The sequence below is a fragment of the Chitinimonas viridis genome (genome assembly GCF_030409555.1).
Lineage (GTDB): Bacteria > Pseudomonadota > Gammaproteobacteria > Burkholderiales > Chitinimonadaceae > Chitinimonas > Chitinimonas viridis.
In genome coordinates this window covers 312,797-326,128 of sequence record NZ_JAUFPU010000018.1, presented here as the reverse complement: position 1 = coordinate 326,128, position 13,332 = coordinate 312,797, and the positions used below count along the sequence as shown (strand labels likewise).

Sequence of the window (13,332 nt, the reverse complement as noted above, 5' to 3'; positions counted from 1 at the left end):
CCCTCAGTGCGCCGTCAGGCCACTGTTGAAGACGGACATCTCGTCCTTGGCGTTCTGGAAGAACTTGTCATCCGGCAGGTACTGGCGATAGGCCGACAGGTCGCCGTTGAGGCTGGGGTCGCGTACCACGATGGGGCGCATGAAGATGACCAGCTCACTTTTGCCGGCGATGTCGTCACGCGAGCTGAACAGGTCGCCCACGCCCCAGGGCAGGCGCGACAGGCCGGGCAGGCCGTTGCGGCTGGTCTGGACATTGTCCTGGATCAGGCCACCCAGCACGGCGACCTGGCCATCGGCCAGGGTCAGGGTGGATTCCAGCTCCCTGACCTGTATCTCGGGGATCATGCTGTCTATGGGTGAGCCCAGTATGCGCACGGCTGGGTCGGGCTTGTAGCCGGTGATGCGGGAGATGGTGGGTCGGACATTGAGCGAGACCATGTCCTGCGCCGATATCTGCGGTGTGACGCTCATGACCATGCCTACCGGTACGGTCTTGATATCGCTGGTGTAGGTGGCGGCTGTGGTGGTGCCGTTCTCATTGGTCTGCGGTGGGGTGTAGGTCAGCTGGAAGTAGACTTTTTCGTCCACTACCTTGAGCACGGCGGTCTGGTTGTTCAGCGCCATGATCTTGGGGCTGGACAGCACCTTGGTCTTGCCGAACTGTTCCAGTGCCTTGATGGTGACGTTGAAGTCCGCGCCCTTGAACAGGCTGCTGGCGGTATTGGTGTAGGACAGGATGGACAGCGGGCCGGTGATGGACTTGACCTTGTCGTAGGCCGAGGTCAGTGGGTTGGAACCGGTCAGGTTCTGGTTGAAATTGAGCCGGTTCTCCTGGTTCTTCAGCACGCTCCAGTCTATGCCGGCCTGGTATTGGTCACCCAGGGTCACCTCGACGATGGTGGCTTCGATCAGCACCTGCCGGCGGGCGCCAGCGGTGACACGGTCCAGGTATTCCTGCACCTTGGCGTGTTCGCGGCTGCTGGCATTGATGGTAATGACGCCGGTTTCGGGGTGGACGAAGACGTCGTCGGCGCTATCGCCGCTGCCACCTGTCGAGGGCGTGGCGGGGGGGGCAGTCAGCTTTTCCAGCACATCGCCGGCACCGGGGCCGGCCTGCACGGCGATCTTGGCGGCCTCGAGCTTCTCGTTCCGCTCGGTGGTCTTGCGCTGCTGGCTAAGCTCACTTTGGCGCAGCGACTCGTCCTTGCTGGCCAGGGCTTCGCGTTCGACCTTTTCGCCTTCAGTGACACGCCGGGTGGAGGTCAGCAGGCTGCGGATATTGGCTTCCAGCCGTTCCCAGAACTTGTTCTCGGAGAGGTTGGTGATTTCGGTGTTGGAGCTGTTGCTGCCGCCTCCCCCGGATGCACCGCCGGTTGAGGCTACCGAGGTGGCGATGACGACCTTGCCGGTGGCTGTGCGGGCGGTGTTGACGTAGTCCACCGTGTAAGTCTTGACGTAGGGACGGTCGGGCACCACGGACAGCACACCGTTTTCCATGGTGTAGCGCATGTCTATCTGGCGCGAGATGCGATCCAGTATCTGCGGCAGGGTCTGGTTCAGCGCATTGACGGTGACGGTGCCGGTGATCAGCGGGTGCACGTCCACATTGAGCTTGGCGTCGCGGGCCAGGGCGAACATCAGGTCGCGTACCGGGACGTTGTTCACCACCACGCTGTAGGTGTCGCTGCGGTTCTGGGCGCTGGGCTTGGGCAGGAAGGCCGGGCGCTCCACCAGCTGCGGCAGGCCGGCGGGTGTGGCGGCTGGTGCGTTGACGTGGCGACCCTGTTCCACCTGCATGGGTTGGGTGGCGCAGCCGACGGCAAGCAGCGGGGCGAGTAGGAGTAGGCGGTGGCGGCTCATGGCGTGGTAGGGCATTTGCTCTGATTCTATACCTGTACTTTAGCTTTAGCTTGGAAACGGCTGATTTATAAGATTTATTGCTGTTTCCACATTTCTTCGCGTATGCCGCCCACGGTGCGCAGTATGGGTTGGTTGCGCTGCAGGTTGGGCGGTAGCTGCGCCAGTGCCTGGGCGGCTGCGCGCTGGTCGGTAAACAGGCCGTAGGCCAGGCCGTAGTGCGGCGTGCCTTCGCGGGTGGTGGTGGGGTAGAGATACAGGCTGTCTGCCGGCAGCTTGCGTGCGGCCTGCCCCAGGAAATCGGCCAGCTCGGCCCGGCGCTGCCTGGGGGTGACCGACAGCAGGATGGTGTAGGTGCCTGCAGCTTGCTGGTTCAGTGCGCTGCGGCTTTGTGCCAGCCGGGTGTCGAACAGCGCATCGGCCGTGGCGGGCTGGCTGGCCGGCAGCGGGGCTGGTGCGGCGGCGGGTGGCGTGATAGCTGGCGCGGGGCTGGCCTGGGCTGCCGGCTGGGTGGTGTGGGCGGGAGGCGCTACCTGGGGGGTGAGCCAATGGCCGCCGGTGGCGCCGGCGATCAGGCCTAGGCTAACCAGGCCAGTGCTGGCCAGGGGCCAGCCCAAGCGCTGGGGGCGGCGGTGGCGAAAGCCGCTGTCCTTGATGGCGGCGCGGGCTTCGGCCTGGTCCACCTGGTGGCGGCCGGCGGCAAACGAGGCGATCAGGGATTTGTCTGCCAGGATGTTGATGCGGCGGGTCAGGCCTTCGGATTCGGCCGAGATCAGTTGCACTGCCTTGGCGGTGAAGATGTCCGGGCCCTTGTAGCCGGCGGCGCGCAGCCGGAACATGAGGTAGTCGCCGACATCGGTCTGGCGCAGGGGTGCCAGCTCGAAGCCATGGGTGATGCGCTCACGCAACTGGCGCATATGCTGGGCGGCCAGCTTGTCGTTCAGCTCGGGCTGGCCAAACAGGACGATCTGCATCAGCTTGTGGTGGCCATGCTCCAGGTTGGACAGCAGCCTGACTTCTTCCAGGCTTTCCTCGGGCATGGCATGGGCCTCGTCTATCAGCACCACCACCTGGCGGCCTTCGGCATAGCGGGCGATCAGGGCTTCCTGCAGGGCGCGTATCAATACCTTGGCGCGGGCGGTGCCCAGGTCCAGGTGCAGGTCGTCGGCGATAGCCAGCAGGATTTCGTCCTTGCTCAGGCTGGGGTTGGCCAGGTAGACGGTGTCGATATTGGCCGGCAGCCGTTCCATCAGTACCCGGCACAGCATGGTCTTGCCGGCACCGACCTCGCCGGTGACCTTGACCAGGCCTTCGCCGTGCAGGATGGCGTATTGCAGGGCTTCCAGCGTGGCGCCGCGGTTGGCGCCCTGGTAGAAGAACTCGGTGTGAGGGGTGATGCGGAATGGCGGCTCGGTCAGGCCGTAGTGCTCCAGGTACATGGCTAGCTTACCTTCCGCTGGCTATCGAGCCGGCTGTACAGGGTGGTTCGGTTGACGCCCAGCAGGCGGGCAGCCTGGCTCATATTGCCGTCTGCCAGTTGAAGGGCGGCGGCGATGCAGCTTTGCTCCCAAGCGGCCAGCCAGTCATCCAGGTTGAAATCGGGCTGGCTGCGTAGCAACTGGATGGCGGCGGCCAGATCGGGTTGGGTGGTCGCAGCCTCGGCGTCCATCTGCTCGCTGTCGAACTCGTCTGCCAGTGTGGCCTTGTCTATCTGCTCGCCAGGGTGCTTGGCCAGCAGCCGGATGGTGATGTTGCGCAGTTCCCTTACATTGCCGGGAAAGCGGTAACGCTGCCAGGCCTGCCTGGCCTCGGGGTCGAGCTGGAAGGGGGTGACTGCCAGTTGCTGGGCGTAGAGGCGCAGAAAGTGTTCCAGCAGCAGGCTGCGGTCGTCGCCTAGTTCCCGCAGGGGTGGGGTGTCGATGGCTAGCACAGACAGCCGGTGATAGAGGTCGGCGCGGAAGTCGCCGCTGCGCGACTGCTTGCGCAGATCGCGATTGGTGGCGGCCACCACCCTGGCCTGGCTGACACGGGTCTGGGTTTCGCCCAGTCGCTGGAACTCGCCGTTCTCCAGTACGCGCAGCAGCTTGGCCTGCAGGCCCAGGGGCAGCTCGCCTATCTCGTCGAGGAACAGGGTGCCTTCGCCGACCTCCTCGAAATAGCCTGCACGGGCCGTGGTGGCGCCGGTGTAGGCGCCCTTAGCGTGGCCGAACAGGGTGGCTTCGATCAGGTTTTCGGCCAGGGCGGCGCAGTTGAGGGCCAGGTAGGGTTGCTCGCTGCGGCGGGAGGCGGCATGCAGGGCCCGCGCCACGCCTTCCTTGCCGGAGCCGGACTCGCCGGTGACCAGTACCGGGAAGGGGGAGTTGGCAAACTGGTGTATCTGCCGCTTGAGCCGTTCCATCGAGGGGCTCTGGCCTATCAGGCCGGCGACCTGCAGTTGTGGCGCCAACGTGACTTCGGCGGCACGCCAGTTCAGCGCGCGGGTGAGGGCGGCCAGGATATGGTCCGGGCTGGCGGGCTTGGCGATGAAGTCGATGGCGCCCAGGGTGCGGGCATGGCGGGCGTTGTGTTCGCTGGTCTGGCCGCTGAGTGCCAGTATCTTGATGGCGGGCACCAGGGCAGCCAACTCGACGATCAGGCGGAAGCCTTCGTCGGGCTGGTGTGGGGAGGGGGGCAAGCCCAGATCGACCAGGGCGATGGCGGGGCGGAACTCGACCGAGCTGGCGAGTGCGACGGCTTCTGGCCGGCTGGCGGCGCTGCGGACCTCGAAGGCTTCGCCGAGCACAAAGCCCAAGGTGTCGCGTATCAGCGGGTCGTCGTCCACCAGCAGGAGGCCGGGCTTGGCAATATCCATTCAGCGTTCCCAATGCGCGCAGGGGCGTCGAAGTTTCGACAATCCTAGCACCCGGTTACGAGGCTGTTGAAGTAATTTCATGGCGTCATGGGTGCACCTGTTTGGTGCTTGCCACGAAAGGCCGTGTTGTTGCATTGCAACATGAACCCGGCATGAAAATTGTTGTCGGAGGCTGGCTTACTTTAGAATTACGAATCCCCCAATGCCCTTGAGCTCCCCCGACGTGCCCGCCGACTCGCTTGTCGACATCGACAACGTAACATTTTCCTACGACCGCCGTACCATACTTAAAGGTATCAGCCTCAAGATACCCAAGGGGAAGGTGGTTGCCATCATGGGTGGCTCCGGCTGCGGTAAGACCACCCTGCTGCGCCTTATCGGCGGCCAGATCAAGCCTTCCAAGGGCGAGGTCCGTGTCGCTGGTCGCGTGGTCCATGAGCTAGACAGCGATGGGCTGTACCACTTGCGCCGCAAGATGGGCATGCTGTTCCAGTTCGGCGCCCTGTTCACCGATATGTCGGTGTTCGACAACGTGGCTTTTCAGATGCGTGAGCATACCGAGCTGCCCGAGTCGATGATACGGGACCTGGTGCTGATGAAGCTCAATGCGGTGGGCCTGCGTGGCGCTGCCAAGCTGATGCCGTCGGAGCTGTCTGGCGGCATGGCCCGCCGGGTGGCGCTGGCCCGCGCCATTGCGCTGGACCCGGTGCTGATGCTGTATGACGAGCCGTTCGCCGGCCTCGACCCCATTTCGCTGGGGGTGATAGGCAAGCTGATACGCGACCTGAATGATGCCCTGGGTGCTACCTCCATCATGGTGACGCATTCGGTGCAGGAGTCGCTGCGCATAGTCGACTATGTCTATTTTGTGTCCGAAGGCAAGATCGTGGCTGAAGGTACGCCGGCCGAGATCACGGCTTCGGCTGAGCCCTATGTGCATCAGTTCGTCGATGGCCTGCCTGATGGCCCCGTGCCTTTCCAATACCCGGCCAAGCCGTATACCGATGAACTGATGGGAGTGCGCCGTGCTTGATTGGCTGGAAAAGCGGGTGCGCCGTCTGGGCGAGCCTGTCGTCAACACGATGGAGAAGCTGGGTTTCGGTTTCCGTTTCCTGATGGCGGTGTTGTGGCATTCCGGCACTTCCTTCCGCCGGCCGGGGCTGGTGATACGCGAAGTGTTTTTTACCGGCGTGCTGTCGCTGGTCATCATTCTGGTATCGGGCCTGTTTGTGGGCATGGTGCTGGGCTTGCAGGGCTACGACACCCTGGTGCGCTTTGGTGCGTCGGAGGCGCTGGGTGTGCTGGTGTCCCTGAGCCTGTTGCGTGAACTTGGGCCGGTGGTGGCGGGTCTGTTGTTTGCCAGCCGGGCAGGTTCTGCCATTACGGCCGAAATTGGCATGATGAAGGCGACCGAGCAGCTGGCCGCCATGGAGATGATGGCCGTGAACCCGGTGGCCCGGGTGGTGGCGCCGCGGTTCTGGGCGGGCGTGCTGTCCATGCCTATCCTGGCTGCGTTGTTCTCGGCCATGGGCATCCTGGGTGGTTACGTGGTCGGCGTGGTGCTGATCGGTGTCGATGCCGGTACGTTCTGGTCGCAGATGCAGGCCCAGGTCGATCTGTTCAACGATGTGGGCAATGGCCTCGTCAAGAGCGTGGTGTTCGGCGTGGCTGTTTCGATCATTGCGGTGTTTGAGGGCTTTGATGCCCCGCCCACTGCGGAAGGGGTATCCGGTGCGACCACTCGCACGGTGGTGACTTCTTCGCTGGTTATTCTGGGTCTGGATTTCATCCTGACCGCATTCATGTTTAGGGGTATTTGATGAATCGCCGCGTTTATGATTTCTGGGTCGGCCTGTTTGTAATACTGGGCGTGGCCGCGCTGGCCTTCCTGGCGTTGCGTGTCAGCAACGTTTCCAATGGGGGCACCAAGCCTACCTATCGGGTGACGGCTGCCTTCGACAATATCGGTGGCCTGAAGGCCCGCGCGCCCATCAAGAGCGCGGGTGTGCTGGTGGGCCGGGTGGCCGGCATCCATCTGGATTCCACTACCTACCGTGCCGTGGTGGACCTCGATATCGAGCAGGGCTATCAGTTCAGCCGCGATACTTCGGCTGAAATCCTGACCTCGGGCATACTGGGCGATCAGTACATAGGGCTTGAAGCTGGCGGAGATGAAACCATGTTGAAGTCTGGCGATCGAATCACCCTGACTTCGTCTGCTGTCGTGCTGGAGAAACTGATCAGTCAGTTCATGTTCAGCAAGGCTGCGGAGAATCCCTCTCAGGCACAACCCGCCCCATAACAGGACACGACGACTATGCGTAAATTTTTTGCTTTCATGATGCTGGTGGCCGGCCTGACCGCTACCGCCGATGTACCCGCGCCCGAGCAACTGGTGCGCACCACCAGCAAGGATGTGCTGGAGGTGATCAAGAAGGAAAACCTGACTCCGGCCGACAAGCGCTTCCGCGAGCTGGTGGAGGCTAAGGTGCTGCCCAGCTTCGACTTCAACCGGCTGACCTCGCTGGCCGTGGGCAAGTACTGGAAACAGGCTACCCCCGAGCAGCAGGCCGCCCTGTCGCGCGAGTTCCGTACCCTGCTGGTGCGTACCTACTCCACCGCCATCGGTGTGAACAAGCTGCAAGGTATTGAAGTGAAGCCGGTCAAGATGGCCGATACCGACACCGATGTGATCGTGCGTACCGAAGTGTCGGCCGCCAGCGGCCAGCCTTTCCCCATCGATTACCGTCTGGGCAAGACCGGCAGCGACTGGAAGGTCTATGACGTGACCGTTGAAGGTGTGAGCCTGGTGACCAACTACCGCACCAGCTTCACCCAGACCATCCAGAAGGATGGCATCGACGGCCTGGTAAAAGCGCTGGCTGACCGCAATGCGGCCCAGTCGGCCAAGGCGCCGGCCAAGTAATCATGGCTGAGACCGTCAAGCTCAGCGGTGCGCTGACGCTGGATTCGATCTGCCGGGTACAGGCCGAGGTGGCCGGCAGGTTGTCGGCGCCGGACTTGCTGATTGATCTGTCCGAGGTCAGCGAGATTGATTCCACCGCTATCAGCCTGCTGCTGCACTGGCAGCGTGATGCGCTGGCGCAGGGCCGGCGGATTGCCTTGTCGCAGCCGCCTGCCAACCTCACCAGCCTTGCCGCCTTGTATGGTGTTGAGGCGTTCCTGCCCAGCGTGCAGGGATGATGTCCTAGTGTCTACCCAACAGCATCGGCGCCTACGGGCGCCGTTGCTGCTTGCCTGGAGCCTGTCCGTGAACCGTTTCGTCCGCGAAATTGTTCGGGACAGGCTCTATGCTTCAGTCTAAACGGCTACGGAGTTTTTATGCGCCACCCCTACACCTTGCTGCTCAGCCCGCTGCTGCTGGTGGCCTGTGCTACGCCCGCCAATCATTACGACCCGCTGGAGCCGGTGAACCGTAAGGTCTATGCCTTCAACAGTGCCTTGGACAAGGCGGTGCTCAAGCCGGTGGCGCAGGGTTATGTGGCGATCACGCCCAAGCCGGTGCGGGCGGGGGTGAGTAATTTCTTCGGCAATCTGGAAGACATCTATATCGGTGCGTCCAACCTGCTGCAGGGCAAATGGCGTGAGGCGGTCAGCGACGGTGGCCGGGTGGTGTTCAACTCCACTCTGGGCCTGTTTGGCCTGATTGATATCGCCACGCCGGCTGGCCTGCCCAAGCATGATGAAGACTTTGGCCAGGTGCTGGGTGCCTGGGGTGTGCCGTCCGGCCCTTATATCGTGATGCCGTTCCTGGGCCCCAAGACCTTGCGGGACAGCGGCGACTGGGTGGGCAGCTATGCCCTCAACCCCATGCGTGCCCTGCATGATGACGACACCAGCCTGGGGCTGAACCTGCTCAAGCTGGTGGATACCCGCGCCACGCTGTTGCCGGCTGATGCGCTGATCGAATCGGCCTCGTTTGGCGACGAGTACGGTTTTGTGCGCGACAGCTATCTGCAGCGCCGCTACAACCTGGTCTGGGATGGCGCACCGGCCCAGCCCTTGCCACTGGGTGAGGTTGAGGCGGAAGAGACTGAACCGGCACCGGCCAATCCCGCTGCACCTGCAGCGCCACAGCAACAGCCGGCTGAGAACGTGTCGGAGCCTGTGCCGGCGCCCGTGCCGCAGCCGGCGGCCATGGCAGAACCGCTGGCGGCCGAGCCTGCCGCTGCCGAACCTGAGGCAGCCCCCCTGCTGCCTGCCCCCTGAGTGCGACTGTCGCAGGCGGTCTGGGGCCGTCCTGCGTAATGTTGGTTTGCTCCTCGCCCGGCTCGGGTAGAATTCACGTTTTCCGCCTTTTATCGCCATGTCCGTAGCTATCCGCTTTTCCGCCGTCAAGAAGCGCTTTGGGGAGCTTGAAGCCCTCAAGGGGATAGACCTTGAGGTGCGCGAGGGCGAGTTCTTTGCCCTGCTGGGCCCCAATGGCGCTGGCAAGACCACCCTGATCTCGGTGCTGGGCGGCCTGACCCAGGCCGACAGTGGCAAGGCCGAGGTGCTGGGCAGCGATGTGCAGCGCGACTACCGGGCGGCCCGCCGCAAGGTCGGCATCGTGCCGCAGGAACTGACCTTCGACCCTTTCTTTACCGTGCGCGAGACCTTGCAGTTCCAGTCCGGCTATTTTGGCCTGCGCCGCAACCATGCCTGGATAGATGAGCTGCTGGAGCAGCTAGGCCTGGCCAGTAAGGCGGACGCCAATATGCGATCTCTCTCTGGCGGCATGAAGCGGCGGGTGATGGTGGCTCAGGCGCTGGTGCACAAGCCGCCGGTCATTGTGCTGGACGAGCCTACGGCCGGCGTGGATGTCGCCTTGCGCCAGACCCTGTGGGCGTTTATCCAGCGACTCAATGGCGAAGGCCATACTATTGTGCTGACCACCCATTATCTGGAGGAGGCCGAGACGTTGTGCAACCGGATTGCCATGCTCAAGCAGGGTGAACTGGTGGCGCTGGACGACAAGGCGGCCTTGATGGCCTCTCATTCGGCGCGGGTGCTGTCGCTGCGCTTGTTCCCCGATGTGCTGCCAGCGGCGCTGCAGCCTTTGCTGGTCAGCCAGGAGGGTGGGGCCTATCAGCTCAAGCTCGATGACTGCGGTACGCTGGAGGCTATGTTGGCCACCCTGCGTGAAGCAGGTGTGGCGGTGCAGGACATGGAAATACTCAAGCCCGATCTGGAATCGGTATTCCTCGACGTGATGGGAAGGAAACGCGGGTAGGCCGGTGCGCGCACAGCGCCCTGGTTCTGCTCCATACGCCATGCAAGGCTTCAGTACCCTGTTCTACAAGGAAATCCTGCGTTTCTGGAAGGTCAGCTTCCAGACCGTGGCTGCGCCCGTCCTGACGGCGGTGCTGTATCTGCTGATCTTCTCGCATGTGCTGGAGTCGCATGTGGAGGCCTATCCGGGGGTGCGCTATACCGCCTTCCTGATACCGGGCCTGGCCATGATGTCCATGCTGCAGAATGCGTTCGCCAATACCTCCAGCAGCCTGATCCAGTCCAAAATCACTGGCAATATCGTGTATATCCTGCTGCCGCCGCTGTCGCACCTGGAGTTCTTCCTGGCCTATGTGCTGGCTGCGGTGGTCCGTGGCCTGGTGGTGGGGTCGGGGGTGCTGGCGGTGACCATGTGGCTGGCCTGGCCGGAGTTCAAGTATCCCCTGTGGATACTGGCCTTTGCCTTGCTGGGTTCGTCGGTGATGGCCATCCTGGGCCTGATTGCCGGTATCTGGGCGGAGAAGTTCGACCAGCTGGCCGCTTTTCAGAATTTCATCATTGTGCCGCTGACCTTTCTCAGCGGTGTGTTCTATTCCATCCACTCGCTGCCGGCCTTCTGGCTGGGCGTATCGCACCTCAACCCGGTGTTCTACATGATCGATGGCTTCCGCTATGGTTTCTTCGGGGCATCTGATGTATCGCCCTGGCTGAGCCTGGCCGTGGTCTCGGGCACGGTGGTGGTGCTGGCTGCATTTACCTTGCAACTCCTGCGTACGGGCTACAAGCTCAAACACTGACAAGCTGGCGGCTGCCGTCCGCCGGGACTCCAGAAAACAGAAACGTCATGGTTACTCCTGAACAAGTCAAACAATACATCGCCGCCGGCCTGGCCTGCGAAGTGCTCGAGGTCAGCGGTGATGGCCATCACTTCGAGGCCGTCATTGTGGCGCGCGCCTTCGATGGCCTGCCGCGGGTGCGCCAGCATCAGCTGGTCTACCAGGCGTTGGGTGAGCGCATGCGTGAAGAGATACACGCGCTGTCGATGAAGACCTATAGTCCGCACGAATGGAAAAACCAGCCCTGAAGCAGCCTGAGCCCAAGCGTCGGCCCTTAAGCGACCGGCTGGGACTGGTGTTGATCAATCTGCCGTGGTTGCTGTTGCTGCTGATCTGGTGGCTGGCAGTCTGACCCGGTTGCGAACCTTAGCTGGCGGCCTGTTGCCGCCTTGAGAGCAAGACATGGACAAACTGAGTATTACCGGCGGCAACCCCCTCAGCGGCGAGATCACCATCTCGGGCGCCAAGAACGCGGCCTTGCCCATACTGTGCGCCTCGCTGCTGACGGCCGATACGCTGCGGCTGACCAATGTGCCGCAACTGCGTGACGTGATGACCACCCAGAAGCTGCTGCAGGGCATGGGCATGCGGGTGATGACTGACAATGTGCACGAGTTCGAACTGACCGGTGCCAGCGTGGACAAGCTGGAGGCGCCGTATGAGCTGGTGAAGACCATGCGGGCTTCCATCCTGGTGCTGGGCCCTACGCTGGCGCGCTTCGGCGAGGCCCGAGTGTCGCTGCCCGGTGGCTGCGCCATAGGCAGCCGGCCAGTGGGTGAGCACATCAAGGGCCTGCAGGCCATGGGGGCGGAGATCAATATCGAGCATGGTTATATCCATGCCCGCGCCAAGCGGCTCAAGGGCGCCCGTATCATCACCGACATGGTGACGGTGACCGGTACCGAGAACCTGCTGATGGCTGCTGTGCTGGCCGATGGCGTGAGTACCATAGAGAACGCCGCGCGGGAACCCGAGGTGGTCGACCTGGCTGAGTGCCTGATCAAGATGGGTGCCAGGATTACCGGTCACGGCACCGATACCATACGCATCGAAGGGGTGGAGCGGCTGCACGGCGCCGAGCATGCCGTGATGCCGGACCGGATCGAGACCGGCACTTTCCTCTGTGCCGTGATGATGGCCCGTGGCCGGGTGGTGCTGCGCAATACCCGTGCCGATATTCTGGATTCGGTATTGGACAAGCTGCGCGAAGCCGGTGCTTATATCGAGGCTGGCGACGGCTGGATTGCCATCGAAATGCGGGAGCGGGCCAAGGCCGTCAGCATCCGCACCCTGCCGTATCCTGCCTTCCCCACCGATATGCAGGCCCAGTTCATGGCCATGAATACCCTGGCTACCGGTACCAGTGTCATTACCGAAACCATCTTCGAGAACCGCTTCATGCACGTCTCCGAGCTGGCGCGGATGGGGGCCGATATCCATATCGATGGTCATACCGCCGTGGTGAAGGGCGTGGATAAGCTGTCGGGCGCCACCGTGATGGCGACCGATCTGCGCGCTTCGGCCTCGCTGGTGATTGCGGGGTTGGCGGCTGAGGGCGAAACCATCGTGGATCGCATCTACCATCTGGACCGTGGTTACGAGCATATCGAGGCCAAGCTCGGTGGCGTGGGCGCCGATATCAAGCGGGTAGGTACGGCAGCCCATTGAGGCTGGCCTGACTGCGTGAGAGAACCCCGCTGTGAGCGGGGTTTTTTATGGGCGCTGGCAGGCGGTGCGGGAGGTGGGTTTTAGGTAAATTCATCTAGACAAGTTGTCTGATTGCTTGTCTAAGCGACTGAGGTGTAAATAACATTTCATTATGATGATGGTAGACAACTATTGCTCGCCAGCCTTGCCGCACACCGGCATAATCCGCCTTCTGTCGTTTTCTGCCTTGCCATGATCACCATCGCCCTGTCCAAAGGACGCATCTTCGAAGAAACCGTACCGCTGCTGGCCGCCGCGGGCATCGTGCCGAGCGAGGACCCGGAATCGTCGCGCAAGCTGATACTGGGTACCAACCGCGCTGATGTGCGGCTGGTGATCGTACGGGCTACCGATGTACCCACCTATGTGCAATATGGCGCTGCCGACCTGGGCATCGCCGGATATGACGTGCTGCTGGAGCATGGCGGTGCGGGACTGTATCAGCCGCTGGATCTGGAGATAGCCCAGTGCAAGCTGATGGTGGCCGTGCGCGAGGGCTTTGATTACTTCGGGGCGGTCAAGCAGGGTGCCCGCCTGCGGGTGGCGACCAAGTATGTCGAGTCGGCCCGCGAGCACTTTGCCCGCAAGGGTGTGCACGTTGACCTGATCAAGCTGTATGGCTCGATGGAGCTGGCGCCCCTGGTGGGGCTGGCGGATGCCATCGTCGATCTGGTCAGCACCGGTGGCACCTTGCGCGCCAACCAGCTGGTGGCGGTGGAGCACGTGCAGGATGTCAGTTCCCGCCTGGTGGTGAACCAGGCTTCGCTCAAGCTCAAGCGCCTGGGCGTACAGCCCATCATCGACGCATTCGCCCAGGCGAATGTGCATCATCACGCCTGAAGCGGATCG

Annotated in this window: 15 protein-coding genes; 12 read left to right on the top strand and 3 right to left on the bottom strand. The window is 62.7% G+C overall.

Annotated elements, in window-relative coordinates:
• Positions 1–3: 3 nt before the first annotated feature.
• The 3 genes from mshL to QWZ03_RS14720 are packed head-to-tail and all read right to left on the bottom strand — an operon-like array spanning position 4 to position 4,708.
• Complete coding sequence (gene mshL / locus QWZ03_RS14730; RefSeq protein WP_290333411.1) at positions 4–1,875, bottom strand: pilus (MSHA type) biogenesis protein MshL; 1,872 nt, start codon at positions 1,873–1,875, stop codon at positions 4–6.
• A gap of 59 nt (positions 1,876–1,934) precedes the next feature.
• Complete coding sequence (locus tag QWZ03_RS14725) at positions 1,935–3,296, bottom strand: ExeA family protein (RefSeq protein WP_290333410.1); 1,362 nt, start codon at positions 3,294–3,296, stop codon at positions 1,935–1,937.
• A gap of 2 nt (positions 3,297–3,298) precedes the next feature.
• A complete protein-coding gene (locus QWZ03_RS14720) occupies positions 3,299–4,708 on the bottom strand; it encodes a sigma-54-dependent transcriptional regulator (RefSeq protein WP_290333409.1) in 1,410 nt (469 codons plus the stop codon).
• Positions 4,709–4,910: 202 nt separating this feature from the next.
• On the opposite strand from QWZ03_RS14720, the gene QWZ03_RS14715 reads away from it, so the two are divergent.
• The 12 genes from QWZ03_RS14715 to hisG all read left to right on the top strand — a co-directional run bounded on the left by QWZ03_RS14715 (position 4,911) and on the right by hisG (position 13,323).
• A complete protein-coding gene (locus tag QWZ03_RS14715) occupies positions 4,911–5,741 on the top strand; it encodes an ABC transporter ATP-binding protein (protein WP_284195041.1) in 831 nt (276 codons plus the stop codon).
• Between the two features lie 49 nt (positions 5,742–5,790).
• Positions 5,791–6,528, top strand: a complete 738-nt coding sequence (mlaE, locus tag QWZ03_RS14710; RefSeq protein ID WP_308447586.1) for a lipid asymmetry maintenance ABC transporter permease subunit MlaE — start codon at positions 5,791–5,793, stop codon at positions 6,526–6,528.
• Complete coding sequence (gene mlaD / locus QWZ03_RS14705; RefSeq protein ID WP_284195039.1) at positions 6,528–7,010, top strand: outer membrane lipid asymmetry maintenance protein MlaD; 483 nt, start codon at positions 6,528–6,530, stop codon at positions 7,008–7,010. Before mlaE ends, mlaD begins: the two co-directional genes overlap by 1 nt.
• Before the next feature lie 15 nt (positions 7,011–7,025).
• Positions 7,026–7,634, top strand: coding sequence for an MlaC/ttg2D family ABC transporter substrate-binding protein (locus QWZ03_RS14700; protein WP_284195038.1), 609 nt, complete (start codon positions 7,026–7,028; stop codon positions 7,632–7,634).
• 2 nt (positions 7,635–7,636) lie between these two features.
• Positions 7,637–7,912 (top strand): STAS domain-containing protein, encoded by a 276-nt coding sequence (locus QWZ03_RS14695; RefSeq protein WP_290333407.1) that lies wholly within the window; start codon positions 7,637–7,639, stop codon positions 7,910–7,912.
• A 138-nt stretch (positions 7,913–8,050) separates the two neighbouring features.
• Positions 8,051–8,938, top strand: coding sequence for an MlaA family lipoprotein (locus QWZ03_RS14690; RefSeq protein ID WP_290333406.1), 888 nt, complete (start codon positions 8,051–8,053; stop codon positions 8,936–8,938).
• 97 nt (positions 8,939–9,035) lie between these two features.
• Positions 9,036–9,941: an ABC transporter ATP-binding protein gene (locus QWZ03_RS14685; RefSeq protein WP_284195035.1), complete on the top strand. Its 906-nt coding sequence runs from the start codon at positions 9,036–9,038 to the stop codon at positions 9,939–9,941.
• A gap of 40 nt (positions 9,942–9,981) precedes the next feature.
• Positions 9,982–10,737: an ABC transporter permease gene (locus QWZ03_RS14680; protein WP_284195034.1), complete on the top strand. Its 756-nt coding sequence runs from the start codon at positions 9,982–9,984 to the stop codon at positions 10,735–10,737.
• 47 nt (positions 10,738–10,784) lie between these two features.
• Positions 10,785–11,024, top strand: coding sequence for a BolA family protein (locus QWZ03_RS14675; RefSeq protein WP_284195033.1), 240 nt, complete (start codon positions 10,785–10,787; stop codon positions 11,022–11,024).
• Positions 11,006–11,128 carry a hypothetical protein gene (locus tag QWZ03_RS14670; RefSeq protein WP_284195032.1) on the top strand — a complete coding sequence of 41 codons (123 nt, stop codon included), beginning with the start codon at positions 11,006–11,008 and terminating at the stop codon, positions 11,126–11,128. The genes QWZ03_RS14675 and QWZ03_RS14670 overlap by 19 nt, the downstream gene beginning before the upstream one ends.
• 50 nt (positions 11,129–11,178) lie before the next feature.
• Positions 11,179–12,444 carry a UDP-N-acetylglucosamine 1-carboxyvinyltransferase gene (murA, locus tag QWZ03_RS14665; protein WP_284195031.1) on the top strand — a complete coding sequence of 422 codons (1,266 nt, stop codon included), beginning with the start codon at positions 11,179–11,181 and terminating at the stop codon, positions 12,442–12,444.
• Between the two features lie 231 nt (positions 12,445–12,675).
• Positions 12,676–13,323, top strand: coding sequence for an ATP phosphoribosyltransferase (hisG, locus tag QWZ03_RS14660; protein ID WP_284195030.1), 648 nt, complete (start codon positions 12,676–12,678; stop codon positions 13,321–13,323).
• The last annotated feature ends 9 nt before the right edge of the window (positions 13,324–13,332 follow it).